The organism is Aeromonas sp. QDB56, from assembly GCF_027705505.1.
GTDB classification, from domain to species: domain Bacteria; phylum Pseudomonadota; class Gammaproteobacteria; order Enterobacterales; family Aeromonadaceae; genus Aeromonas; species Aeromonas caviae.
Map to the genome: position 1 here is coordinate 34899 of NZ_JAPDBZ010000006.1, position 25655 is coordinate 60553.

Here is a 25655-nt window from a genome sequence, read left to right on the forward strand (position 1 = left end):
GGTCCCAGGTCGTTTAGCTCAGCTGGGAGAGCACCTCCCTTACAAGGAGGGGGTCACTGGTTCGAGCCCAGTAACGACCACCATATTGAAAAGCCCGCAGCGATGCGGGCTTTTTCGTTTCCGTCTCCCATCAGGTTCGCAGTCGATCCAGCTCGCTTGCCAGGGTGGTGGCCGCCTGTTCCAGTGCCTCGCTCAGGCGCTGGCTGGCATTGGCCTCTTGTCCCAGGGTGGTGGCGGCGTCGCCGATGCGCATCAGGTTCTGGTTGATGGTGTCGCTCACGGCACTCTGCTGCTCGGCGGCGGTCGCCACCTGGCTGATGTGATCATGGATCTGCTGGATCTGGCTGACCACCTGATTGAGTGCCTCGAAGGCCTGCTCCGTGCCTTCAACCGTACTCACCGAGCGGGCGATCCCCGTGCTCATCAACTGCTGGCTGCTGGTGACCTCGGTTTGCAGGCTGCCGATGAGCTGCCCTATCTCGTCGGTGGATGAGCGGGTCTTGTTGGCCAGCGCCCTCACCTCGTCCGCCACGACGGCAAACCCCCTGCCCATGTCGCCGGCCCGCGCCGCCTCGATGGCTGCGTTGAGTGCCAGCAGGTTGGTCTGTTCGGCAATGGCCCGGATCACATCGAGAATGTGGCTGATATTGGTGCTGCGCTGGGCGACCTGGGCGACCGCCTTGTCGGCCTGATGCATGTCCTCGACCAGGGTATGGATCTCGCTGCGGGCCCTGCTCAAGGTCTGCTGGGCCGTGCTGACATGGTGGGTCACCGCTTCCGACTCCTGCGCCGCCTGTTCCGCATAGCCCGCCACACTGACTGCCGTGGTGCTCATCTCGTGCATGGCGCTGACCACGCTCTCCAGCTCCAGGCTCTGATCATCCAGGCTGCTGCGCATGGCATCGGCCGTCTGTTTCATGCCCCTGGCCTGCTGATGCACCTGTTGCCCTATCTGCTTGCTGCCCTGCACCATGGCCCTCAGCTTGCCGAGGAAGGCATTGAGATGCCTGCCCAGCTCGATGAGCTCCTGGTGGGTGTCGATACGCATCTGCTGGGTCAGGTCGCCCTCATTGCTGGCGAGGTGGGAGACGTGGCGGCTGATGAGGGAGAGGGGCGCCGTGATGGTCTGAATGAACCAGACAAGCAGCCCCAGGGCCACCAGGGTGATGACAACGATGGCAACCAGCTGCTGCTGCTGGGTCGCCTGCAACAGGCTGCCGAGCTGCTGGCTGATGGTGTTGGCCTGGCTGAGGGCGAGGGCCTTGGGCACCTTGATCATCAGCCACCACTGGTTGTCGGCAGCCTCGATCCGTATGGGCTGCTGCAAGATGAAATCGCTGTCGGTATCGGCGGGGCGTCCATTCGGGGCAACCAGTCCGGCCTCTGTCAGGGGACGCCCCAGTTTGTCCGAATGGCGGTTGCTGCCGACGATGAAGCCCGCCTTGCTGACCAGGGTGACCTCGGCCTGGTTGTCATAGAGGCTCTTGCCAAGGTGCTCGGCCAGTTGCTGGAAGATGGGCAGGTTCATGTCGACCCCGGTGATCCCGGCAAACTTGCCATCCTTGAGGACGGGCACCGTCAGGCTGGTCATCAGCATCTTCTGGCCAGGGCTTATCTCGTAGAGGTAGGGTTCCATCAGGCAGGGGCGACGAGTCTCGCGACCGCAGAGATACCACTCGCTGTTGCGAATGCCGAATTCATTGCGCGAGGTGTCGAACTTGGCGTCACTGGTGGCGGCATCTATGGTCTGCTGCGCGATGTTTCCGTTCTGTTCCCGGGTGAAATAGACCTCGAGACTGCCCTTGCCGGCAACCGAATGGCTGGCGCCCGTCTGCCAGTCGGCGTCCTGTCCGTCGTAACCGTTGGGTTCGAACTGGGCGTAGATGGAACTGATCCCGTTTGCCTGGCGCAGGCGGCTGCCAAGCAGGAGCTCTACTTGCGGGCGACTCAGCCGCTGGTCCGGCTGGGCCATGCTTCCTTCAAGCTGCGCCGCCATGCCGAGCGGTATCTGATAGGCCTGCTGCAACTGGTCTTCGATCTGCACGGCATACCGCTCTGCCTGGAATTGCAGGGAACGGGAAACCTCCTGCTCCAGGGCGCCACGGGTCTGCGCCATGATGTCATCGCGCAGGCCGTTCAGCGAGGAGGACTGTATCCATGTCATGGCGACGCCACTGGCGAGAAAAAGTCCCAGCGTGAGCAACAACAACTTGGTCTTGAGCGAACGTTGTTTCATTCGACAACTCCTTTTGGCAAGAATGACAACGATATGGTCGGAGCGGGTCCTGACAGTTGTACTGTACTGGATTTGTTGATGGGTTTGTGCACGGCTTCTGGTTATAATTTTGGCCTTCCCGAGCGTTGATGGAACAGTCGCAATGAGCAATGCACTGAGCAGTATTCCGCCGGTAGTCGAGATGGACTACCCCTTCCCGGCCAAACCACAGCCCCTGACTCCCGAGCAGAAGGCGACCCTGATCGCCGAGATCAAGGTACTGCTGCAGGCGCGCCAGGCCGTGCTGGTTGCCCATTACTACACGGATCCCGAGATCCAGGCCCTGGCAGAAGCCACCGGCGGCTTCGTGGGTGACTCCCTGGAGATGGCCCGCTTCGGTCGCGACCATGCAGCCCAGACCCTGATCGTGGCCGGTGTGCGCTTCATGGGAGAGACCTCCAAGATCCTGAGCCCCCACAAGCGGGTGCTGATGCCGACGCTGGAGGCCGAGTGCTCGCTTGATCTGGGTTGTCCCATCGACCAGTTCTCCGCCTTCTGCGATGCCCACCCCGATCACATCGTGGTGGTCTATGCCAATACCTCGGCAGCGGTGAAAGCACGGGCCGACTGGGTGGTCACCTCCAGTATTGCGCTGGAGATCGTCGAACATCTGGACAGTCAGGGTCACAAGATCATCTGGGGCCCGGACAGACACCTCGGCGCCTACATCGAGAAGAAGACAGGGGCCGAGATGCTGCGATGGCAGGGTCACTGCATCGTGCACGACGAGTTCAAGGCCAAGGCGCTGCGCGAGCTCAAGGCCCAGAACCCGGATGCCGCCGTGCTGGTGCACCCGGAGTCCCCGGCCTCCGTCATCGAACTGGCGGATGCGGTGGGTTCTACCAGCCAGCTCATCAAGGCCGCCAAAGAGCTGCCCCAGCAGAAACTGATCGTGGCGACCGATCGCGGCATCTTCTACAAGATGCAGCAGGCCTGCCCGGAGAAAGAGATGGTGGAGGCGCCCACCGGCGGCGATGGTGCCACCTGCCGCAGCTGCGCCCACTGCCCCTGGATGGCGATGAACGGCCTGGTGGCCATCAAGGAAGCCCTGACCGACGGTGCCGAGCGTCACGAGATCCATGTGGATGAGGCACTGCGTCTCAAAGCGCTTGTCCCGCTCGACCGCATGCTGGATTTCGCCGCGGAGCTCAAGCTCAAGACCCAGGGCAACGCCTGACTGACTCTGATGGCAAGATGCAAAGAGGGCTCCCGCGGGAGCCCTCTTTATTTATCCGTCATCTGTATCGTCAGATGATGATGGTGGAGAAGCTGTGCTCCTCGTCGGGCGGGACGGTGATCCCGTCCTCGGCGGTGATGGCCGCCTCGACACAGAGCATGGTGCGATAACCGTCGTCACTCATGTCGGCCATGGCGCTGGCCCCTTCCTGCCAGGGAGTCCAGACCACCACGCTGTCGTGGTTGCCGTTGACCACCCGGGTGGTGCGCTCACCATCCTGCACGCTGACCATGGCATCGGGCTGGCGGTAGATGCGATCCATGGCTGCGGTGACGGTCAGCGCGCCCTGTTGCAGTTCGTTTCGGCCGGTCAGCTTGTCCAGATAGGGTTCGCCGAGGCCGGTCACGGTCACCGCTTCCGGCGCACTGATCTGCAGGTAGGTGTGCAGGGCGGCATTGTAGGTGAGCGCTGACTTGCCGGTGTTGCGGGTGGTCAGCACCAGGGAAAGCTCCTTGCCGACCAGTACGTCCAGCTCCAGCTCGAAGGCATGGGGCCAGAGCGTCCTGCTGGCATCGTTGTCACGCAGGGAGAGGTGGACGAGTGTGCCATCCCCGTGATCGGAGACCCCATCCAGCGTCCACAGGCAGTTGCGTGCGAAGCCATGAGCCGGCTTGCCGCTGCCAACGCGAGCGGGGGAGGGGCCGAACCAGGGCCAGCAGAGGGGAATGCCGCCGCGAATGGGCTTGCTGCCATCCAGTATCGCCTTGTCGCTGAGCCAGAGAGAGGCCGGCTCACCATGGCGTTGGTAACGCAGCACGTGGGCGCCAAACAGGCTTATCTCGGCCCTGGCGTGCTCATTGTCTATGGTCAGCAGGGGCAGGCCATCCTGGCTCAGGGTGCAGTGGGCAGTCAGCGTACGTGTCGGTGTCATAAAGGCTCCAGTGCTCGGGGACATTCAGAAAGGGTCCGTGATTCAGAATACAAAAAGGCGGCCATTGGCCGCCTTTTTTCAAGCTACGCGATTGCGCATCCCAAATTACTTGGAGATGTGAGCGATCAGGTCCAGAACCTTGCTGGAGTAGCCCATTTCGTTGTCGTACCAGGAGACGACTTTCACGAAGGTCTTGTTCAGCTGGATACCAGCCTTGGCATCGAACACGGAAGTCTGACGCTCACCCAGGAAGTCGGTGGAAACCACTTCGTCTTCGGTGTAGCCCAGCACGCCCTTCATGGCGCCTTCGGAGGCAGCCTTCATGGCCTGGCAGATTTCAGCGTAGGACGCTTCTTTCTTCAGGTTGACGGTCAGGTCAACAACGGACACGTCCGGAGTCGGCACGCGGAAGGCCATGCCGGTCAGCTTGCCGTTCAGTTCCGGGATGACCACGCCAACAGCCTTGGCAGCACCGGTAGAGGACGGGATGATGTTCTGAGCCGCACCGCGGCCACCGCGCCAGTCTTTGGCAGACGGACCATCAACGGTCTTCTGGGTAGCAGTGGTAGCGTGAACGGTGGTCATCAGGCCGGATTCGATACCGAAGGTATCGTTCAGAACCTTGGCGATGGGGGCCAGGCAGTTGGTGGTGCAGGAAGCGTTGGAAACGATGTCCTGGCCAGCGTAGGAATCCTGGTTGACGCCCATGACGAACATCGGGGTAGCGTCTTTGGACGGACCGGTCAGTACGACTTTCTTGGCACCGGCAGCGATGTGCTTGCGAGCGGTTTCGTCGGTCAGGAACAGACCGGTTGCTTCGGCAACAACGTCAACACCGATTTCGCCCCATTTCAGGTTGGCCGGGTCACGTTCAGCGGTAACACGTACGGTTTTGCCGTTGACGATCAGGTTGCCGTCTTTGACTTCAACAGTGCCCTTGAAGCGACCGTGAGTGGAGTCGTACTTCAGCATGTAAGCCATGTAGTCAACGTCGATCAGGTCGTTGATACCAACCACTTCGATGTCAGCACGCTCAGCGGCCAGACGGAAAACGAAACGACCGATACGGCCAAAACCGTTAATACCTACTTTGATAGTCATAATTGGTTACCTAACTGTTCAGTAGTCAAAGAAAATTCCGTTTGTAAATTTACTAGAACTCCCTCGCGAGTCAACCAACAATCTGCGCGAAATTGCGCTATATCATGAAAAACTGTGAAATTTATTTTCGGTTTATGTAACTGGCTACCAACTTTTGTTGAATGCATCATCAGCAAAGTCGGTGGCAGAGAACAACAATAGTGCCTGCCCGGTCACACATCCAGCCGGGGAGATATGTAAAAATGTGCGCGGTTTAGCATGGCCAAAGAGCCAATGTTCAAGTACCAACCATAAAAATTAATCACAAAATAGCGTAGACAGAATCCACAGCGGGAATTCTCAAACTATGACCACCCTGATTGAACAGCTGGCTGCCGCCAAAGGCATTGCCAGTGAGTATGTTGATGCCTGGGGCCAGCCGGCCCTGGTATCGGAAGAGAGCAAGGCCGCCATGCTGGGCGCCATGGGCTACCGCGTCGATGACGAGGCCGCCCTGTCCGAACAGCTTGAGCAGGAGCACCGCCAGCATTGGCTGCGCGCGCTGGATCCCGTGATGGTGGTACGCAGCGGCGACGCCGTTACTCTTGAGGTTCGCCTCCCCATCGAATTCGTCAACGATGCCCTCACCTGGCAGCTCCAGCAGGAGCAGGGTGCAGTGCTGTCCGGTCAACTCACCCCCATCGAGGGTGAGCTGGTCGGGGTGGCCGAGTTCGAGGAGATGGAGTGCCAGGCCTATCGCGTCACTCTGGATGTGCAGCCTGCGCTGGGTTATCACCAGCTCATCCTGCTGGAAGAGGGCAATGACGAGCCGCTGGCCACCATGCGTCTCATCGTCGCCCCCAAGTCCTGCTACAAGCAGGCACCCATCGCCAATGGTCGCAAGGTGTGGGGCCCGAGCGTCCAGCTCTACTGCCTGCGCAGCCGCCACAACTGGGGCATCGGCGATTTCAGCGATCTCGGCCAGCTGGTTGAGAATGCAGCCGCCTGGGGAGCCCACTTCGTCGGTCTCAACCCCATCCACGCCCTCTACCCGGCGAACCCGGAGAGTGCCAGCCCCTACAGCCCCTCTTCCCGTCGCTGGCTCAACGTCGCCTATATCGATGTGGAAGCGGTACCCGAATTCCTGGGCAACGATCGCCTGAAAGCGGAAGTGGCGAGCCCGGCCTTCCAGCAGCACCTCACCTCCCTGCGGGTCAAGGACAATGTGGATTACACCGGCGTCATCCAGACCAAGATCGGGATGCTGCGCCAGGTGTTCGACCAGGCCAGCTTCAGCGCCGAGCGTCAGGCTGCGTTCGATGCCTTCGTGGCTGCCGGCGGTGACAGCCTGCAACAGCAGGCAGCGTTTGACGCCCTTCAGGCCCACTTCTATGCCAAGGGCGAGAATGCCTGGGGCTGGCCGGTCTGGCCCGAGGCGCTGCGCGATTACCACAACCCCGAAGTGGCGGCCTGGATGGCCGAGCACCAGCAGGATGTGGCCTTCTATCTCTATCTGCAGTTCCTGGCTGACGAGCAGCTGGCCCGGGCCGATGCCCGCGCCAAGGCCGCCGGCATGGTGATGGGGATCTACCGGGATCTGGCGGTCGGCGTCTCCGAAGGCTCCACCGAGATCTGGGCAAACCGGGATCTCTACTGCCCGAAAGCCTCGGTCGGTGCACCGCCCGACATCCTCGGCCCCCTCGGCCAGAACTGGGGCCTGCCCCCCATGAACCCGAACCAGCTGTTCGAGGCCGCCTACCAGCCCATGGTGGATCTGTTCCGTGCCAACATGCGCTCCTGCGGCGCCCTGCGCATCGACCATGTGATGGCCTTGCTGCGCCTGTGGTGGGTGCCGCCCGGAGAGTCGGCCGCCAAGGGGGCCTACATCTATTATCCGGTGAACGATCTGCTGGGGATCCTGGCCCTCGAGTCTCATCGCAACCAGTGCTTGCTGATCGGCGAGGATCTGGGGACCGTGCCGGAGGGGATCGACGTGACCCTGAAAGAGAACGGCGTCCACTCCTACAAGGTGTTCTTCTTCGAGCGCTCCAAGGACGATGGCGGCTTCATCTCCCCGGCGCACTACGCCGAGCAGGCGATGTCCGCCCTGACCACCCACGACATGCCGACCCTCAAAGGCTTCTGGCACTGCGACGATCTGGCGCTGGGACGCGAACTGGGCCTGTACCCGGATGAAGACGTACTCAAGACCCTGTATGCTGATCGCCACCAGGCCAAGCAGCGGATCCTTGACAGCCTGCATGCTCATGGGGTCATCTCTGGCAATATCAGTCAAGACGTGAACTGGGTCGGCATGAATACCGAGCTCAACCACGGTCTGCAACTGCACATGTCCCGCGGCAGCTGTGCCCTGTTCAGCACTCAGCTCGAAGATTGGCTGGAGATGGACAAGCCGGTCAACGTGCCGGGTACCAGCTACGAGTACCCCAACTGGCGTCGCAAGCTCTCCCGGGATCTGGAGGATATCTTCGCCGACGAGGCGCTCAAGAATCTGGCGGGCAAGATGAGCCGGGCCCGTGACGAGGCCAGCCGTTGAGCCTTGAACGCCAACATGTAACTCACTTTCATCCGCTTCGGCTTCGGCCGAAGCGGATGTTCAGCCATCAAAGGAAATGTCGATGCCCGTTGAACGTTTGGTTGCCGCCCGCTGTGCCGATCCCTTCTCCCATCTAGGCCTGCTGGCCAATCCGGATGGGCCAGGCCTGAAACTCACCGCCTGGTTGCCCGATGCACTCGAGGTCCGGGTCAGGGATCTCAAGTCAGGCAAGATAGTTGCCACCCTGACCGCCGCTGACGAAGCGGGCCTCTTTGAAACTGTTTTCACCCGCCGCAAGAATCCCTTCCCCTACCAGCTCATCGCGACCTACGCCGACGCCAGTGCCGACATCATCGATCCCTATCAGTTCCAGGCTGCCGCCTGGGAAGGGCTGGCGGAACTCACCTGGCAACCGGAAAACCTCTACCACACCCTCGGCGCCCAGTTGCGCACCGTGACGCACCTCGGCCAGCAGGTGGAAGGGGTACGCTTTGCCGTCTACGCGCCGAGCGCCACCGCGGTGAGCCTCATCGGTGATTTCAACTTCTGGGATGGCCGCCGTCACCCCATGCAGCGCAGCCAGTGTGGCCACTGGGTGCTGTTCGTGCCGGGGCTCAAGGCCGGGGATCGCTACAAGTTCGAGCTCAAAGACCCCATGGGCAACCGACTGCCCCACAAGAGCGACCCGGTGGGTTTCTACTGCGAGCAGTACCCCTCGTTCGCCTCCGTGGTCTATGACCACGATCAGTACCAGTGGCAGGATGCCGCCTGGCGCGAGAGCCAACGCAACGACAAGCGGGAGCAGCCGCTTTCCATCTACGAGTTGCACGTCGGCTCCTGGAAGCGCCATCCCAACGGCGACAGCCTGAACTGGCGCGAGCTGGCGGTGGAGCTGGTGAACTACATCAAGGAGATGGAGTACACCCACATCGAGCTGCTGCCGGTCTCCGAGCACCCGTTCAGCGGCTCCTGGGGCTACCAGCCGGTGGGCATGTTCTCCCCCACCAGCCGCTACGGCACGGCCGACGATTTCAAATACTTCGTGGATCAGTGCCACCAGGCGGGGATCGGCGTGATTCTGGATTGGGTGCCCGCCCACTTCCCGTCCGATGCCCACGGCCTGGCCCGCTTCGACGGCACGCCGCTCTACGAGTACGAAGATCCGCGCCGTGGCTGGCACCCGGACTGGAACTCCTACATCTATGACTTCGGTCGCGACACCGTGCGCCAGTTCCTGGTGGCCAGCGCCCTGTTCTGGCTCGACAAGTTCCACATCGACGGCCTGCGGGTGGATGCGGTCGCCTCCATGCTCTATCTGGATTATTCCCGCAACGCCGGTGAGTGGGTGCCCAACGTCGATGGCGGCAACCACAACTACGAGGCGATCAGCCTCTTGAAGTGGACCAACGAGGAGGTGTACGGCAAGTACCCCCACGCCATGACCATCGCCGAGGAGTCCACCGCCTTTGCCGGGGTCTCCCGTCCCACCTTCCTCGGTGGCCTGGGGTTTGGCTTCAAGTGGAATATGGGCTGGATGCACGACACCCTCAGCTACATGCAAAAAGAGCCCATTCACCGTCGCTACCACCACAACGACATGACCTTCTCCATGGTGTACCACTATGACGAGAACTTCATTCTGTCCCTCTCCCACGACGAGGTGGTCCACGGCAAGCACTCCCTGCTCTACAAGATGCCGGGGGACGAGTGGCAGCAGGCCGCCAACCTGCGCGCCTACATGGGCTTCATGTATGCCCACCCCGGCAAGAAGCTCAATTTCATGGGCACCGAGATCGCCCAGAGCAACGAGTGGAATCATGATGCCCAGCTGCCCTGGCACCTGTTGCAGTACCCCAGGCACGGCGGCCAGCAGCGGCTGATCCGGGATCTCAACCACCTCTATCGTCATGAACCTGCCTTGTATCAGGCGGATTATGAACAGGCCGGTTTCCGCTGGCTGGATCACCAGGATGCGGACAACAGCATCTTCGCCTGGCTGCGGGCCGACAAGCTGGGGGCCCATCCGCTGGTGGTGGCCTGCAACTTCACCCCGGTGCCGCGCATCGGTTACCGTCTCGGGGTGCCGGCTGCCGGTCGCTATCGGGTGGTGCTCAACACCGACAGCGAGCATTACTGGGGCAGCAACTATGATGTGGGTCTGGTCTTCGTCGCCGAGGCGACCCCCTGGCAGGGGATGGCACACAGCCTGGTGCTGGACTTGCCGCCGCTCGCGACCTTGTTCATCAAACAGGAGTCCTGATGTTTGAAATGGAAAACGGGCTAGATCACCCGCTTGGCGCCCGTCTGGACGAGACAGGCTGCCACTTCTGTGTCTGGGCTCCCCAATCGGACAAGGTGGAGCTCTGCCTGTTCGACGAAGAGGAGCAAGAGCTGGCGCGTCTCCCCTTGCCCGGTCGGCGCGGCCAGTACTGGTTCGGCCACGTGCGCGGGGTCAAGGCCGGTCAGCGCTATGGCTACCGGGTGCATGGCTCTCCCCAGGAGGGGTTGCTGTTCGACCCGGACAAGCTGCTGATAGACCCCTATGCCCGTGCGCTCAGCCGTGCCACCCACTGGGACGATGCCCTCTACGAGGGGGATAGCGCGGCCATGGTGGGCAAGTCGGTGGTGGTGGACGATGCCTTCGACTGGCAGGGGGTCGGCAAGCCCGGCATCCCGCCGGAGCGGGTCGTGCTCTACGAAACCCACGTCAAGGGGTTCACCCGCCAGCACCCCGGCATCCCCAAGGCGTTGCAGGGCACCTATCTGGGCATCAGCCACCCGCTGATGATCGAGCATCTGCAGGGGCTGGGGGTGACCTCGGTCCAGCTGATGCCGGTGGCGGCCTTCATGTCCGAGCCCAGGCTCGAGCAGCTGGGGCTCACCAACTACTGGGGCTACAACCCCATCGCCTTCTTCGCGCCCGAACCGCGCTACGGGGCGAAGGATGCGGTGACCGAGTTCAAGACCATGGTGCGCGAGCTGCACCGGGCGGGGCTCGAGGTGATCCTGGACGTGGTCTACAACCACACCGCGGAGTCGGGCTTCGACGGCCCCATGCTCTCCCTCAAGGGGTTTGACAACGCGGGCTACTACGCCTTCGAGTCGGGGGCCCACGGTCCGGATTACCATCGCCACGCCAACGTCACCGGCTGCGGCAACAGCGTCAATCTGGATCACCCCAATACCCTGCGACTGGTGCTCGATGCCCTGCGCTACTGGGTCACCGAGATGCAGGTGGACGGTTTCCGCTTCGATCTGGCGGTCACCCTGGCGCGGGAAGCGGGGGAGTTCGATCCCATGAGCGCCTTCTTCAAGGCCATGATGGCGGATCCCGTGCTGGCGCGGGTCAGGCTCATCGCCGAACCCTGGGACATCGGCCCCTTCGGCTATCGTCTCGGCCAGTTTCCGAGCCAATGGCTGGAGATCAACGATCGTTACCGCGACACGGTGCGCGCCTTCTGGCGCGGGGATGCGGGCAAGATGGGGGATTTTGCCACCCGTCTGGTGGGCTCGCGGGATCTCTTCCCGAAGAACTGGCGCTCCCCCCACACCAGCGTCAACTACCTCTGCTATCACGACGGCTTCACCCTCGAGGATCTGGTCTCCTACAACCAGCGCCACAACCAGGCCAACGGCGAGGACAACCGGGACGGCCACGGCAACAACCTCTCCAGCAACCACGGGGTGGAGGGGCCGACCCTGGACCCGCGCATCAACAACCTGCGCCAGCAGCAGAAGCGCAACCTCATCGCCACCCTGCTGCTGTCACAGGGGACGCCCCACTTTCTGGCCGGGGACGAGATGGGCCGCAGCCAGCTTGGCAACAACAACGCCTACTGTCAGGACAACCAGATAAGCTGGGTGAACTGGCAACTGCGCCCGGAGGACGAGCGGTTGCTCGCCTTCACCCGCCAGATGATGGCGCTGCGGGCGGAGTCCGGGGTCTTCTCCAACCTGCAACTGAGCGACGACGGCTGGAACGGCAAGGCGACCAGCTGTCACCAGGTGAACTGGTATCACCCGGACGGCCATCAGCTCACCGATCAGGACTGGCACGCCCCCATGGGGCAGGCGTTTGCCATGGACATCGGCATGATCGGCTGCACCGGGGAGCGCTGGTACGTGCTGTTCAACGCCAGCGACTATGACATCCAGTTCCGCCTGCCGCCGCCGGGGGAGGGCATGGAGTGGATCCAGACCATCGACACCGCCACCAACGACGGCCTGCCCTTCCTGCCGGACGACATCAAGCGGCAGGTGGCGGTGGGGCGTGCCCACTCCCTCAAGCTGCTGGAGCGGGTCGCCCTGCCGGCGGCGGTGCTGGCGAGTGAAGGGGTGGTGGCAGCGGATGTTGTCGCCGTGTTGCCAACGGGATCACAGTTCCCGCTGGCGGGGTAGAGCCAGGCGCCCTGACTGGGTATGCTGGGCACCGTTATCAGTGGTGAGGAGCCGGAATGAGCAGTAACAACCCTGAACAGTGGCGCGACAAGCTGAGTGCAGAGCAGTTCCACGTCTGCTGGGAGAAAGGGACCGAGCGTCCCTACAGCGGTGCCCTGCTGCACAACCGCAAGAGCGGCGATTACCACTGCGTCTGCTGCAAGCAGGTGCTGTTCCACTCAGGAGCCAAGTTCGACGCGGGCTGCGGCTGGCCCTCGTTCGACCGGGCCATCGAGGGGACGGTGACCTACACCGAGGACAACAGCCACGGCATGAAGCGGGTGGAGATCACCTGCAGCCAGTGCGGCTCCCACCTTGGCCACGTCTTCCCCGACGGGCCGACCGAGACCGGCCAGCGCTACTGCGTCAACAGCCTGAGCCTGGATTTCGAGCCCGACGCCTGATCCCCGACACGACCAGCGGCGCCTCCCTTCGGAGGCGCCGCTTTTTTATCTCCCCCTGTCAGGTGCCGGGCTATGCCAGCGGCAGGTAGATGTCGGTGACCAGCTCATGGGTGGGCACCTCGTGTACAAAGTTGTGGTAGTGGAAGAAGAGCGGAAAATCCCGCAGCTCTTCGCCGCTGGCGGGCAGCCAGTCGCGGTAGAGCGCCCGGGCACAGTCGGCCAGGAGGTCGTGGGAGCCGCGGTGGCGCACCACGGCGCAGCGCCCGGCCGGGATGAGGGCATTCTTCACACCCCACTCATTGTCCTCGGCGACGGGGGCCTCGACGCTGCCACAGAGGGTAAAGCGAAACGCCGCACCCTCCGTCGTGGCGGGGTCGTCCGGCGCCAGGCCATAGGTCCGGCTGGTGGCGACCGGGGAGCCGCCCGTGGCCTTGCGCCACTGGATGAAGCGAGCCGCTGTGTCGTTGATGCGCTCGGGCAGGCCCTGATGGGTCAGGGCGGCGACGGCGGTCTGCGGGAACTGAATGATGTCGACTCGCATGGGGTCAATCCTCTTTGTGGGGGGCCGTGGCAGGCAGCGATGCCAGCTGGCCCAGTCCGGGTGCTGCCTGAACTGGCTGGGCGTCAGGCCGAACGTCTGCTTGAAGGCGCGACTGAAAGATTCGCCATGCTGGAAGCCGGCATCGAGGGCGATATCAGTCACCTTGTCCAGAGGAGCGAATGCCAACCGGTAAGAGGCCCGCTTCAGCCGCAGCAGCTGGATGTAACGCCCCAGCGGCACGCCGCAGTAAGCGGCAAATTGCCGATGAAAGTGAAAGGGCGAGAAGTGCGCCACGGCGCTGAGCCGCTCCAGCGACAGGTCGTCATCGAGATGGCGCTCGATGTGCTCGGTCACCGTTTGAAAGCGTCGGCGGTAGGCCTCTGTCTGGTTGTGATCCATGGTCTCTCCTCTGTGCTGCTCACTATCGGCCAACGGGCCCGAGCTGTCCTGACGGATCTTGCTCTCTTTGCCTCCCCTCGGGGAGAAGAGCCATGACCGCCAGCCCGGCGGGCGCTGCCTGACTTGTCGCGGGTTCGTCAGGCCAGCAGCAGGGCCGCCCCCGTCAGCAGGGCGGCGAGGGGCAGAACGGGGAGCCGTGGCACCCGCAGCAGGTAGAAGCCGACGGCGGCCAGCGCCAGATCGGTGGGGGAGAGCACGGCGCTCTGCCACACCGGCTGATAGAGGGCCGCCAGCAGCAGCCCCACCACGGCGGCGTTGATGCCGGCCACGGCCCCCGCCAGAAGGGGGCGGGCCAGCCAGTGCTGCCATCAGGGGCCCAGCGCCCAGAGCAGCAAGAAACCCGGCAGGAAGAGCGCCAGGGTCGCCAGCAGCGCCCCGGTGAGGGGAGTGGCGGGCAGCAGCACGGCGCCCAGGTAGGTGGCCAGGGTGAACATGGGGCCGGGTACCAGCTGGGCCAGGCCGTAGCCGGTCAGGAACTGCTGCTCGCTCAGGTGGTGACCCAGGCTCTCCTGCAACAGGGGCAGCACCACGTGACCACCGCCAAACACCAGGCTGCCTGCCCGGTAAAAGTCGGCCAGCAACTGGCTGACGGGGCCGCTCGCCACCAGGGGCAGGCCGACGAACAGCAGGGCGAACAGCAGCAGGGTCGGCCAGTGAGGCTGGCGAGCAGGAGTGGATGCGAGGCCCTGACTCCCCGGGTGCGGCTCGCGCAAGGCACAGAGCAGGGCCGCGCCGAGCAGCATGGCGACCTGGGTCAGAAGACCGGGGGCGCACCAGAGGGCGGCGGCGGTGGCCACCATGACCCCCTGTTGCAGCGCCGTCTTGCAGAACTGGCGGCTCATGGTGAGCACGGCATCCGCCACCACGACGAGCGCCAGCAGCTTGAGGCCGTGCAGGGCGGCGTCCAGCCAGAGGTTGCCCGCAAGCTGACCCAGACCGACGGCGGCCGCCAGCAACAGCAGGAAGGAGGGGAGGGTAAAGCCGACGAAGGCGGCCAGGGCGCCGCCGATGCCGGCGCGGTGGCGGCCGATGGCAAAGCCGAGCTGGCTGGAGGCCGGACCCGGCAGCAGTTGGCACAGGGCCAGCAACTGGGCGAACTCCGCCTGGCTCAGCCAGCCCAGCCGCTGGACAAAGGTGCGCTGAAAATAGCCGATATGGGCGGCCGGCCCGCCAAAACTGATGCACCCCAGCCACAAGAACTGCATGAATACCTGTCCCATCTTCCCCTCCTCGTCATCATCCTGGCCCGGATAATATGACAAAAAAGTGACAGTTTGGTGACGGTACGCCCTCCCGCGCTGCCTGCCATCAACAGGGGCTGGCGGGGGGCTGGTCGCCTCCGCCAGCTGACGAGAGGTACCGGGGTGACGCGCGGCAGCCTGCCGGTGAGGGTCAGGGGGCCGGTTGTGCCTGGGGCAGGTAGCATTGTCCCGCCAGCCAGCAGGCGATGGACTGGCGACTGGCATCGAAGTGAGGCTCGGGCAGAGTGTGCGGGTCGCACCAGCTCCAGCCCTCGCATTTTTCCGGCTCCAGCAGTTGCGGCTCCCCGTCCACCTCTGCCAGCAAGGTGACCGAGATGTAGTGCAGGCCGCTCTCGCGCCAGGTCTCCAGGTTGTTGGTGACGGCGATGACGCGAGGCTGGTGGATGACGAAGCCGGTCTCCTCCGCCACCTCCCGGATGGCTGCCGACTCGAAGGTCTCCCCCAATTCCAGATGACCGCCGGCGATGGACCAGTAGGGGGCATGGCTGCCCTTGCGCTTGCCAAGCAGTACCTGGCCCTGGCCATTGGTGAGAATGACGCCGACACCGACGCGGGGATAGGGGGTAGACATAGGGGAGGCTCCTTGCTGAGACGGCGGGGTGCGCCAGGGAAAACGGGCCCACCTTAGGGGGGATGGGCCCGTTGCGCAAGCCGCCTGTTCAAGGGCGATCGGATGCCGATTTTCCATCGCTTAAATGGATGGGTCTGGCGACATTCTATCTGTTAAATAGATGGGAAATGCCCCCGGATCAGGGCAGTCTGACCAGCATCTTGCCGGTATTGCGGCCCTGGAACAGTCCGATAAAGGCTTGCGACATGCTGGCCAACCCCTCGCTGACGGTCTCCTCGGCCTGGAGGGTGCCCGCCTCGAAGGCCGGCATGGCCTCGGCCAGGAACGCCCCGTAGTGCTGCCAGTGATCGGAGACCAGCAACCCCTGCATCAGGATGCGCTTGCGGATCACCTGGGAGAGGTTGCGCGGGCCGCTGGCCTGGCCGTTGCTGTTGTACTGCTCGATGAGGCCGCACAGCACGATGCGCCCGTGCACCACCAGGTGGTTGAGGGCGGCATCCAGCATGGCGCCCCCCACGTTTTCGAAGTAGACGTGGATGCCTTCGGGGGCGAGGCGGGCCAGCTCGGCGTCGAGATCCGGGGTCTCCCGGTAGTTGATCACCGCATCGGCCCCCAGGGTCTTGAGGTAGGCGACCTTGTCGGCCGAGCCGGTGGAGCCGATGACCCTGGCCCCCGCCTGCTTGGCGAGCTGGACCGCCATGGTGCCGACCGCCCCGGAGGCCGCCGAGACCAGCAGGGTTTCACCGGCCTTCAGGTGTGCCACCTTGTGCAGGCCCGCCCAGGCGGTCATGCCCGGCATGCCGAGGGCGCCGAGGAAGCGCTGGGGCGGCAGGGTGGTGTCGGGCAGGCGGGTGAGCTGGGCGGCGTTTGCCACGAAGGCATCCCGCCAGCCCAGCATGCTGCTCACCTTGTCCCCCACCTTGAAATCGGGATGGCGCGATGCCTGTACCGTGCCGATGGCGCCGCCGTCGAGGGGACCGTTGAGGGGGAAGGGAGGAACGTAGCTTTTTGCCTCGCTCATGCGGCCGCGCATGTAGGGGTCCACCGACAGCCACTGGTTGGCGACCTGCACCTCTCCCTCCTGCAGGGCGGGCAGGGGCACATCCCGGAGGGCGAAGTCCTCCAGAGTGGGGAGACCGGTAGGGCGACGCAGCAGTTGGATTTGATGGCTGATGGCATTCATGGGCATTCTCCGGCAGTGGGGCCGCGCGTCGGGCGGCGGCCTGGTATTTTTGTTTGTGTGCAAACTAAAATCAGGGTAGTCCTGAACGCGGGGGGCTGGCAACTGTTTTGTGTGCAAACTATTCAGCCCCGAAGTTGATGGGGTATACTGCCCCCTTGTCGTCAGCGAGGTCCTCCATGAGCGAATTGAAAAAGCAGGTCTGTTTTGCCCTCTACAGCGCCTCCAATGCGGTGATGCGTGCCTATCGGCCGCTGCTGGACAAGCTGGATCTCACCTATACCCAGTACCTGGTGATGCTCTCGCTCTGGGCCCGGGACGAGGTCAGCCTCAAGGAGATAGGGCAGGAGACCGGACTGGATGCGGGCACCCTGACCCCCATCGTCAAGCGGCTGGAGAGCAAGGGGTGGCTGACCCGAACCGTCTCCCACGAGGATGAGCGGCAAAAGTGCATCAGTCTGACCGAGGCGGGACGCCAGTTGCAGCAGGAGGTCAGGGAGTGCTGTCTGGCGGACAGCTTGCGCAATCAGGTGGATCTGGCCGATGCTGAGTTGGCCCAGCTCAAGCAGCTTTGCGATCGCGTGGCGGCGCAGCTGGGGCGCTGATCCCTTTTCCCGTCAGGAGTGACCCGATGAAACCCATGCAATCCCTGCTTCCTCTGTTTGCCATCCTGCTGTGCGCTTGCGCCGATACCTCCTATCCCCGTTCCGAGTTGCAGATCGACGATGCCGATGCCTGGCAGGCCATCTGCAAGGACGGGGTGCGGGTGCGGGCGGTCACCGACGAGGGGATCTGTGCGGATCACCGCGGGGTGGCCATGTGGGCAAATAAACCAAGGGCTGCACGGATGGCAGAAGAAGCGGCCAAGTAGTGTGACCTGTACGACATAAAATGACATGACCGGCCATGGGGCCGGTTTTTTTCGCGATCTTGCCAGCACTTTGGCACCTTGTTCATGGTGCACTCATTTTTCTCTTTCCATACTGGCCCTCAAGGTAGCAAACCAACAGGAGAGAGAGATGCAATCATCCATCGTCGGGCTCTCCATTCTGTGGGGGCTGGCCAGCTTTGGTGTTCAGGGGGATTTCATCGAGAGCCGTGATACCGCCTCCCCCTCCTGGCAGGCCGAGTCCAGAGTGGAGATGGAAGGGTACTTGATGGAGTCGTTGGGCGCCGATCGATGGGTGTTCGACAACGGCAGTGAGAGCCTGGAAATATCTCTGCCCAAAGGGCAGTGGGTGTCGACCGGTGAGCGGCTGCGACTGCGTGGCGAACCCCTGCAGGAGCAGAGCGGCTGGTTGCTGCAGGTGCAGGACGTCAGCCAGGTCGAGGCATGACGAGGCGTCCACCACCTGGCGGCGCGAGGGCGCCCGCGGGGTGGTGTTGACCGCGAATGCCCTTGATAGCTGAGACAAGAAGAGGAGGCCCTGGCCTCCTCTTGCTTTTGGTGCTCCCCGGATGCGGGGGTCAGCCCAGGTGGTTGAGGGGCAGGGCGGTCTTGTGCTTGATGCGGCGCAGCACGAAGCTCGAACGCACCCCGGTCACGCCGGAGATGTGGGTCAGCTTGTCCAGCAGGAAGTGCTGGTAGTGCTCCATGTCCCGCACCACCACCTTGAGCTGGTAATCCGCATCGTTGCCGGTGATGAGGTCGCACTCCAGCACCTCGGGCAGATCCTTGACGGCGCGATCGAAGTTCTCGAACCGCTCCGGAGTGTGCCTGTCCATGGAAATGTGAATGTAGGCGGTGAGGGTCAGCCCCAGTTGGCGGGCATTGAGCAGAGTGACATGGGTATCGATGAGACCGGCATCCTCCAGCGCCTTGACCCGGCGCGAGCAGGGGGAGGGAGAGAGCCCGACCAGCTCGGCCAGCTCCAGGTTGCTGATGCGGCCATTTTCCTGCATCAGCTCCAGAATATGCCTGTCTATACGATCAAGTTTCAGCATTCTCCGTACCTCTTCGCAATTACTAATCCACTTTTCCTAGATTAAGGGTGAACTATTGCAAAAACAACTGAAAATACCTGCTACTTCACAACCACTCACCGCATCGCGGGGAGTACCATGGTTACATCTTCCGGTGGCAAGACAGGCGCCCGACCAGGCACCTGTGGTGAAGGACCTTACCGGGTCAAGAGCCCCATCAGCCGTTCGACCTTATCGGGAAACAACGGGCTGGAACGAGAGCACCCCCTCCCCGAAGGCAACAAAGCAGGCATCCCGGCGCCTGCTTTGTTGTTTTTGCGTTCCGCCCGCTCAGGGGCGGGGCGGCCGGATGCGATAGAGACAGCGGCTGTCCCCCTCCAGCAGGTACTGCTCCCGCTCCACCTCGGCCGGCGCCAGCAACCGGCGAAACAGCGCCAGCTCGCTGCGGCAAAAGCCCCGACAGGCCCTGGCTGCACTGCAGATGGGGCAGTGACTCTCCCACCACAGCCAGCTGCCGTCCTCCTCCTGCGACATGTCCGCCATATACCCCTCCTGGGTGCGCAGCGCCTTGAGCGTCATCAGCCTGTCTGCCAGCGCCGGCTGGGTCAGCCTGGATTCATAGCGTGCCTGCATCTGCTGCTCCTGCCGCGCGATGAGCTGCTCCATGCCCGCGTCGCCAAACACCTGCCGGATGTCGTCGATCAGCTGCAGGGTCAGATCGCCATGGGTGTCGGGGAAGCGTTGCCAGGCCTGGTCGGTGAGGTGCCACAGGCGCACCGGGCGACCACGGCCGCGGGCCTCGTCACTAAACCCCACCCAGCCCTCGGACTCCAGGGCCATCAGGTGCTGGCGCGCCCCCATGGACGTCATCTGCAACTGGTCGCCGAGTTCGGCGGCGCTCTGGGGGCCGCGGGTTTTCAGCAGATAGAGGATCTTGTCGGTACTGGCGTTCATGGAGGCTCCGGTGGTGGGTATCGGTGCGGTGACCGCCTGGATGAGGTCATTATGGGTAGCAGGGAGATTTAAATCAACAATATGCTTTACTTAATGGACGACCCCTCACAATATAAATAAACCGATAACTTTATTTAATGAGGCGAAGATGGAAGGGATCAAGGGACAGGCGACCCTCTGGGTATTGGTGATGACGGTGACGCTGGCGGTGGCGGGATTCAGCCTGCCTTCCCCCGTCCTGGCACCGCTGCTGCTGGATCCGGCCCAGGGCATGCTGACGCCACAGGCGTCGGACTGGAGCCGCAAGGTGTGGCTTGGCGTCATCATGGGGCTCTATCCGTTGTTTCAACTGCTGGGGGCCCCCTTGCTTGGCCGCCTCTCCGATCGCCATGGGCGCAAGCCGGTGCTGACCCTCTGTCTGGTGGGGGTGCTGGCGGGGTATGTGCTGATGGCCCTCGGCATCGCCTGGCGTTCCCTGCCGCTCTTGCTGCTGAGCCGGGTGGTGGAGGGCTTCTTCAACGGCGACATCGCCATCGTGCAGGCGATGGCGGCGGACATGAGCACGGCCAGGACCAAGGCACGCAACTTCGCACGCATCAACATCGGCATGAACCTGGGCTGGGTGGTGGGCCCCATGATCGGGGGCTATGCGGCCGTGGTCTCGGGGGATTACAGCCTGGCGGCCTGGCTGGCGGTGGGGATGACGGTGATCAACCTGCTGCTGGTGCTCTGGCTGCTGCCCAATCGTCCCCCGGTGCCGGCGACCCGGGATGAGGCTCCCCTCTCGACCCGCCAACTGCTGCTGCAACCTCGTCTCCTGCCCTACTTTGCCTTGACCCTGGCAAGCTACGGGGCGGTGCAGCTCTACTTCACCTACTTCAATGTCTGGCTGGTGGAGCGGCTGGCATGGGATCCGGTGCAACTGGCCCAGGCCGCCGTGCTGGTGAGTGTGCCCATGATGCTGGGCTCCTGGATCGGTGAGCAGTTGGCACGGCACTGGCGCGGCAGCTCCCTTGGCATCGTCGGCCACCTGGTGATGGCGGCGGGCATGCTGATGTTCATCCTGCCGACCCAGTGGTGGGGGCTCGCGCTCACCTTCATCCCGGCGGGCATCGGCATGAGCCTGGGGGAGCTGGCCACCTCGGTGGCGGTCTCCAACCGCAGCCATGCCAGCCAGCAGGGGCAGGCGATGGGGCTCTACCGCGGTCTGGCGGTGGGCAGCGAGATCCTGGCGGTGGTGCTGGGCAGCCTGGTGCTGCTGGCGGGGACCGAGTGGCCCTTCTACCTGGCCGGCCTCTGCGGCGTGATCTGTGCCCTCGGCTTCTACGGATTGCGCAGACGGGCGGACAGGCGAAACGCCGTGGCCGGGTGCGCCGAGGCGGGCTGACGAAGGGCGCGGGGATCACAGTTCGGCGACGGGATGGCGGGCCGGACTTGCATCGCGGCGCCGAGTCTGGGACGGTATGGCTCTTTGCTCCGCTGTTCCCGCCCCCCGGCGAGCGCGTCTCCCATCATGGGCCTTGCCATGCCCAGTCCGCATTCCCGGCGGTGAGATGTGTCGTCATGGCACTGGAAACGGGAGGGATGGCGCCGCACCCGTCTCGACATTCTTGGAGGTGATATGAGTCGTTATCAGGCCATTGCATTGGACATGGACGGTACCCTGCTGAACCGGGATCACAAGATCTCGTCCGCTACCCGGGCGGCCCTGGCCCAGGCCCGGGCCCACGACATCAAGGTGCTGCTGGTGACGGGTCGCCACTTCATGACGGCCCGTCCCTTCCACCACGAGCTGGCCCTCGACACCCCCATCATCTGCAGCAACGGCGCCTACCTCTATGATCCGGTGCAGGAGAGGATCCTCGCCGGGGATCCCCTGGCCGTGGCGCCTCTCACCACCCTGCTGGAGGAGGTGCAGGCCCAGCAGATGGGGGCGCTGTTCCACCTGGGGGACGGCATCGGCTACCTGGGCTGCGAGGAGCACGTGGGCCGGATGCGGCGCTGGTCGGCAACCCAGCCGGATCACCTCAAGGTCTCCCTGCTGCCCGCCGAGGATATCGAGTCCTGGTTGCAGTCCCCCATCTGGAAGCTGGAGTTGTTCAACCAGGATCCCGGCCGATTGCACCGTTTCGTCGGGGAGGTGGTGGAGAGACTGCCCTTCACCCGTGACTGGGCGGCCCCCTATGCGGTGGAGCTGGTGCAGCCCGGTTGCAGCAAGGGCAACCGGCTTGCCCAGTGGGCGGCGAGCGAGGGGATTGCCATGGAGAACCTGGTGGCCTTTGGCGACAACAACAACGACATCAGCATGTTCGAGCAGGTGGGGCTGGCGGTGGCCATGGGCAATGCGGCGCCCCAGATCCAGGCCCATGCAGACCGGGTCACCGCGGATCACAACGAGGATGGCATCGCCCTGGCGTTGCAGCGCTGGGTCCTGCCCGCCTGAGGGGAAAAGCAGTCTGCGGCATAAACAGAAAGGGGCCATGTCGGCCCCTTTTTGTCAGCTCCCGAAGGAGAACTGGATCACCCGATCCGGGAAGCGCAGCCGGTTGTAGTCCCGGTACACCCCTTCGTAGTGACGGATGGCGCGCTCGCGCTGGGCACGGTAGTAGTCGCGCTGGCGGCTGTCGCTCTCTCCCCGGATCTGCTGATCCAGCTGGTGGATGCTCCGCTCGGTGCGCTCCAGCTCCTGCTGCAATTCGCCGAGGCGCTGCTCCAGCAGGTACTCCTTGCGGCCGCGCTCGAACTGGGTGAGGAAGCTGGTGTCGTTGGGGCAGACCCCCAGGTATTCGCTCCCCTCCCGTCCCTTGCTGTAGGCAAGCTCGGGGATGCAATAGAGCTCCAGCCCCTTGGCGTAGCCGCGCTGCCACTCCGCCTCATCCACCTTGAGGCCGTACTCCCCGCAGGTCTTCTGATAGTCGCGGGTGGCGCTCCGGGTCTTGCCCTGCTCCCCGTCCTGATAGCCCTGGTTGTACCAGCTCATGGCACGGCACTCCTCCTCCGAGAGGGAACTGCACCCGGCGAGCAGGAAGGGAAGGGTCAACAACAGGATCTTGGGGGACATGAGGGGGCTCCGACAGCAAAGGGGGTGGGGCATTCTAGAAGAGGAGGCCCGTCCGGGACAAGCACCGGGCGAGGGGGCCGTATCATGATGTTTTTATCAGTATTTTCAAGCCGTTGTAGACAGGCTTCCGGCAGCCTTTTCTTGCCGGGGGAGGCAGGGTAAACTGCGCCTACTTTTAACTGGCATGTAACATAAAAACAATGAAAGTCCTGACCGTCGATTATCGCTCCCCCGATGCGGCCGAGCGCTTCACCGAATCCCTGCGCACCACCGGCTTCGGGGTGCTGACTCACCACCCCATCCCGAAGGAGCTGGTGCAGTCCATCTATGACAACTGGTATCGCTTCTTCATGAGCGAACAGAAGCAGGATTTCCTGTTCAATCGCGAGACCCAGGACGGCTATTTCCCGCCCTCGGTGTCCGAGGTGGCCAAGGGCCACAGCCAGAAGGACATCAAGGAGTACTTCCACATCTATCCCTGGGGCCAGATGCCGGCAGAGCTGAAAGAGCAGGCGATGGAGTACTACCGCCTCGCCAACGATCTGGCCGCCGAGCTGCTGGGCTGGGTGGAGCAACACACCCCGGGCGACATCGCTGCCCACTACAGCTGCCCGCTCTCCTCCATGATCGAAGAGAGTCACAAGACCCTGCTGCGGGTGCTGCACTACCCGCCCTTCGACGGCACGGAGGAGCCGGGTGCCATCCGCGCCGCCGCCCATGAAGACATCAACCTGCTGACCATTCTGCCCGCCGCCAACGAGCCGGGCCTGCAGGTGAAAGGTTCAGACGGGGAGTGGATGGACGTGCCCTGCGATTTCGGCACCCTCATCATCAACATCGGTGACATGCTGCAGGAGGCCTCCCGCGGCTACTACCCCTCCACCACCCACAGGGTCATCAACCCGACCGGGGGCAGTGCCGCCAAGTCCCGTATCTCCTTGCCGCTCTTCCTGCACCCCCGTCCGGACGTGGTGCTCTCGGAGCGTCACACCGCCCACAGCTATCTGATGGAGCGGTTGCGGGAGCTGGGGGTCATCTAATCCCGCCAGACCCGGGCAGACAACAAACCGGAGCATTCCCGCTCCGGTTTTTATTTTGTGGCACGATTGGTTGGTTATCCGAATTTTATTGATTAATGATGCTAAAAACTGAGTTTTATATCGGATATACGCCGAGTGATTGCGCGCCCGCGGGCGTACTCTGAGCGCCATTTCGGGCCTCGCTGGCAGGCCCTTCCCGTGGAGTTCTTATGAAGCAGTCCCAATGGTCATCCCGGCTCGGTTACATCCTGGCCGCCGCAGGTTCCGCGGTCGGTCTCGGCGCCATCTGGAAGTTCCCCTATGTCACCGCCGCCAACGGTGGCGGCGCCTTCCTGCTGGTCTTTCTGCTGTTCAGCTTCACCCTGGGGGTGGCGGTGCTGATGGGGGAGACCCTGATCGGCAGCCTGACCCGGCGCGGGGTGGTGGGCGCCTTTGGCGAACTGATGGGCAGGCGCTGGCGCTGGGTCGGTGCCATGGGCTTGCTGTGCAGCCTGCTCATCTTCTGTTTCTACAGCGTGGTGGGCGGCTGGACCCTGGGGTACACGGGCATGGCCCTGGCGGGGGAGCTGCAACAGGGGGACGGCGCGGCACTGACCGCCCGTTTCAACGACTACGTCGGTGATCCGCTCTGGCCGGTGCTGACCCACCTGCTGTTTGCCGGCTTGACCTGGTGGTTCGTGCGGGGCGGTGTGCAACAAGGGGTGGAGCGCACCCTGCGCTGGATGATGCCGGCCCTCTTCATCATGATCCTGCTGCTGGTGGCCTTCGGCCTCACCCTGCCGGGCGCCATGGCCGGGGTGCGCCACTTCCTGATGCCCGATTTCAGCAAGCTCGGCATGTCGGGTGTGCTGGACGCCATGGGGCTGGCCTTTTTCTCCCTCTCCATCGGCCTTGGCATCCACACCACCTATGGCGCCTACCTGCCTTCCAGCGAAGGGGTCGGTCGCTCCAGCCTCTGGGTGGTGCTGCTGGCGAGCGTCATCGCCGTGCTAGCGGGCCTGATGATCTTCCCGGTACTGGCGGCGACCGGTATTGACCCGGCCTCGGGCCCGGGCCTCACCTTCATGACCATGCCAGCGGTGTTCCAGCAACTGCCCTTCGGCCAGGGGCTGGCGGTGGTGTTCTTCTCTCTGCTGGTGGTGGCGGCGCTCTCCTCCTCCATCTCCCTGCTGGAGCATTTGCAGTGTTTCCTGTGCGAGAGCCTGGGCTGGTCCCGCCGCGCGGCGTGCAACCTGGTCATTGCCCTGGTGATGGCGGGTGGCATCCCGGTGAGCCTGTCGTTCGGTCCCTGGGCCACCCTGACCCTGTTTGGCAAGAACATCTTCGAGTTGCTGGACTTCATCACCTCCAACCTGATGATGCCCCTGTTCGGGCTGGCCCTGACGCTGCTGCTGGGCTGGCGGCTCGGCCGCCAGGCGCTGCCCGAAGGGCTGCCTCCCCACTGGCGGGCCCTGCTGATGGGCTGCTGGCGCTGGCTGGCTCCCCTGCTCATTGGCGGCATTCTGGTGCGCGGCCTGGTGTAGGGAGGCTTGGTCATCTCTGCCACTCCCCGGCCGGGCTGGCCGGGGAGTGGGGTGGCAGGATTGACTCTTTATAAAAATCTGTTAATTAAAAACAAACAGAGTAACAATCTGAAATTTCGATATTTTATTTTGGTTAAATCTGTTTTTGGTTCTGTTTTAGACTATTTCCTGTCAACTTCTCTTGCCATGGTTTAGGCTGTGGCTCCTTTTTACCGTGCAGGCGTCGCCCTCCCATGTCACCCCTTATCGCTCTCTGTGGCCGATTTAGCCCCTTCCTGGA

21 protein-coding genes, 1 tRNA gene and 1 pseudogene are annotated in these 25655 nt (G+C 63.4%); 13 read left to right on the top strand and 10 right to left on the bottom strand.

Going from position 1 to position 25655, the window contains the following annotated elements; genetic code table 11:
• The first annotated feature begins 7 nt into the window (after positions 1–7).
• Positions 8–83 (top strand) — tRNA-Val (locus OKB81_RS01885).
• A 47-nt stretch (positions 84–130) separates the two neighbouring features.
• On the opposite strand, the gene OKB81_RS01890 is transcribed toward OKB81_RS01885, so the two are convergent.
• Positions 131–2236: a methyl-accepting chemotaxis protein gene (locus tag OKB81_RS01890; RefSeq protein ID WP_160836586.1), complete on the bottom strand. Its 2106-nt coding sequence runs from the start codon at positions 2234–2236 to the stop codon at positions 131–133.
• Positions 2237–2378: 142 nt separating this feature from the next.
• On the opposite strand from OKB81_RS01890, the gene nadA reads away from it, so the two are divergent.
• Positions 2379–3452: a quinolinate synthase NadA gene (nadA, locus tag OKB81_RS01895; RefSeq protein WP_010672880.1), complete on the top strand. Its 1074-nt coding sequence runs from the start codon at positions 2379–2381 to the stop codon at positions 3450–3452.
• 70 nt (positions 3453–3522) lie between these two features.
• Here nadA and OKB81_RS01900 read toward each other — a convergent pair whose 3' ends face one another.
• Complete coding sequence (locus tag OKB81_RS01900; protein WP_160836584.1) at positions 3523–4383, bottom strand: D-hexose-6-phosphate mutarotase; 861 nt, start codon at positions 4381–4383, stop codon at positions 3523–3525.
• A 105-nt stretch (positions 4384–4488) separates the two neighbouring features.
• Entirely contained in the window at positions 4489–5484 is a 996-nt protein-coding gene (gene gap / locus OKB81_RS01905) for a type I glyceraldehyde-3-phosphate dehydrogenase (RefSeq protein WP_010672882.1), read from the bottom strand.
• 346 nt (positions 5485–5830) lie between these two features.
• On the opposite strand from gap, the gene malQ reads away from it, so the two are divergent.
• The 4 genes from malQ to msrB all read left to right on the top strand — a co-directional run bounded on the left by malQ (position 5831) and on the right by msrB (position 12861).
• Positions 5831–8020 carry a 4-alpha-glucanotransferase gene (malQ, locus tag OKB81_RS01910; protein ID WP_042883055.1) on the top strand — a complete coding sequence of 730 codons (2190 nt, stop codon included), beginning with the start codon at positions 5831–5833 and terminating at the stop codon, positions 8018–8020.
• A gap of 82 nt (positions 8021–8102) precedes the next feature.
• A complete protein-coding gene (glgB, locus tag OKB81_RS01915; RefSeq protein WP_160836582.1) occupies positions 8103–10280 on the top strand; it encodes a 1,4-alpha-glucan branching protein GlgB in 2178 nt (725 codons plus the stop codon).
• The gene (gene glgX / locus OKB81_RS01920; RefSeq protein ID WP_160836580.1) at positions 10280–12418 is read left to right on the top strand and encodes a glycogen debranching protein GlgX; all 2139 of its coding nucleotides are present in this window, start codon (positions 10280–10282) and stop codon (positions 12416–12418) included. The genes glgB and glgX overlap by 1 nt, the downstream gene beginning before the upstream one ends.
• A 56-nt stretch (positions 12419–12474) precedes the next feature.
• On the top strand, positions 12475–12861 hold the full coding sequence (gene msrB, locus OKB81_RS01925; RefSeq protein WP_010672886.1) for a peptide-methionine (R)-S-oxide reductase MsrB: 387 nt from the start codon (positions 12475–12477) through the stop codon (positions 12859–12861).
• A gap of 70 nt (positions 12862–12931) precedes the next feature.
• Here the strand turns inward: msrB and OKB81_RS01930 are convergent, their stop codons facing one another.
• The 4 genes and pseudogenes from OKB81_RS01930 to OKB81_RS01945 form a co-directional block, all read right to left on the bottom strand.
• Positions 12932–13801 carry an AraC family transcriptional regulator gene (locus OKB81_RS01930; protein WP_160836578.1) on the bottom strand — a complete coding sequence of 290 codons (870 nt, stop codon included), beginning with the start codon at positions 13799–13801 and terminating at the stop codon, positions 12932–12934.
• Positions 13802–13938: 137 nt separating this feature from the next.
• Positions 13939–15081: pseudogene (chrA, locus tag OKB81_RS01935) on the bottom strand (chromate efflux transporter).
• 172 nt (positions 15082–15253) lie between these two features.
• On the bottom strand, positions 15254–15694 hold the full coding sequence (locus OKB81_RS01940; protein WP_104455281.1) for a nucleotide triphosphate diphosphatase NUDT15: 441 nt from the start codon (positions 15692–15694) through the stop codon (positions 15254–15256).
• A 178-nt stretch (positions 15695–15872) separates the two neighbouring features.
• The gene (locus tag OKB81_RS01945) at positions 15873–16877 is read right to left on the bottom strand and encodes an NADP-dependent oxidoreductase (RefSeq protein ID WP_160836576.1); all 1005 of its coding nucleotides are present in this window, start codon (positions 16875–16877) and stop codon (positions 15873–15875) included.
• A gap of 176 nt (positions 16878–17053) precedes the next feature.
• On the opposite strand from OKB81_RS01945, the gene OKB81_RS01950 reads away from it, so the two are divergent.
• The 3 genes from OKB81_RS01950 to OKB81_RS01960 all read left to right on the top strand — a co-directional run bounded on the left by OKB81_RS01950 (position 17054) and on the right by OKB81_RS01960 (position 18211).
• Positions 17054–17479, top strand: a complete 426-nt coding sequence (locus tag OKB81_RS01950) for a MarR family winged helix-turn-helix transcriptional regulator (RefSeq protein ID WP_029313694.1) — start codon at positions 17054–17056, stop codon at positions 17477–17479.
• Between the two features lie 35 nt (positions 17480–17514).
• Positions 17515–17745, top strand: a complete 231-nt coding sequence (locus OKB81_RS01955) for a hypothetical protein (RefSeq protein WP_160836626.1) — start codon at positions 17515–17517, stop codon at positions 17743–17745.
• A gap of 148 nt (positions 17746–17893) precedes the next feature.
• Positions 17894–18211: a hypothetical protein gene (locus OKB81_RS01960; protein WP_041211026.1), complete on the top strand. Its 318-nt coding sequence runs from the start codon at positions 17894–17896 to the stop codon at positions 18209–18211.
• A gap of 130 nt (positions 18212–18341) precedes the next feature.
• Here OKB81_RS01960 and OKB81_RS01965 read toward each other — a convergent pair whose 3' ends face one another.
• Both OKB81_RS01965 and OKB81_RS01970 read right to left on the bottom strand, forming a co-directional pair.
• Positions 18342–18818 carry an Lrp/AsnC family transcriptional regulator gene (locus OKB81_RS01965; protein ID WP_010672894.1) on the bottom strand — a complete coding sequence of 159 codons (477 nt, stop codon included), beginning with the start codon at positions 18816–18818 and terminating at the stop codon, positions 18342–18344.
• Positions 18819–19127: 309 nt separating this feature from the next.
• Complete coding sequence (locus OKB81_RS01970) at positions 19128–19751, bottom strand: helix-turn-helix transcriptional regulator (RefSeq protein ID WP_160836575.1); 624 nt, start codon at positions 19749–19751, stop codon at positions 19128–19130.
• A gap of 148 nt (positions 19752–19899) precedes the next feature.
• On the opposite strand from OKB81_RS01970, the gene OKB81_RS01975 reads away from it, so the two are divergent.
• Both OKB81_RS01975 and OKB81_RS01980 read left to right on the top strand, forming a co-directional pair.
• Positions 19900–21138: an MFS transporter gene (locus tag OKB81_RS01975; RefSeq protein WP_042864400.1), complete on the top strand. Its 1239-nt coding sequence runs from the start codon at positions 19900–19902 to the stop codon at positions 21136–21138.
• Positions 21139–21372: 234 nt separating this feature from the next.
• Positions 21373–22194, top strand: coding sequence for a Cof-type HAD-IIB family hydrolase (locus tag OKB81_RS01980; protein ID WP_109112599.1), 822 nt, complete (start codon positions 21373–21375; stop codon positions 22192–22194).
• Positions 22195–22248: 54 nt separating this feature from the next.
• On the opposite strand, the gene OKB81_RS01985 is transcribed toward OKB81_RS01980, so the two are convergent.
• Positions 22249–22812, bottom strand: coding sequence for a DUF2799 domain-containing protein (locus OKB81_RS01985; RefSeq protein ID WP_010672898.1), 564 nt, complete (start codon positions 22810–22812; stop codon positions 22249–22251).
• A 200-nt stretch (positions 22813–23012) separates the two neighbouring features.
• Here OKB81_RS01985 and OKB81_RS01990 point away from each other — a divergent pair, with 200 nt between their 5' ends.
• Together OKB81_RS01990 and OKB81_RS01995 are read left to right on the top strand one after the other, a co-directional pair.
• A complete protein-coding gene (locus tag OKB81_RS01990; RefSeq protein WP_134997171.1) occupies positions 23013–23852 on the top strand; it encodes an isopenicillin N synthase family dioxygenase in 840 nt (279 codons plus the stop codon).
• A 209-nt stretch (positions 23853–24061) separates the two neighbouring features.
• Positions 24062–25375, top strand: coding sequence for a sodium-dependent transporter (locus OKB81_RS01995; RefSeq protein ID WP_160836574.1), 1314 nt, complete (start codon positions 24062–24064; stop codon positions 25373–25375).
• Positions 25376–25655: the final 280 nt, after the last annotated feature.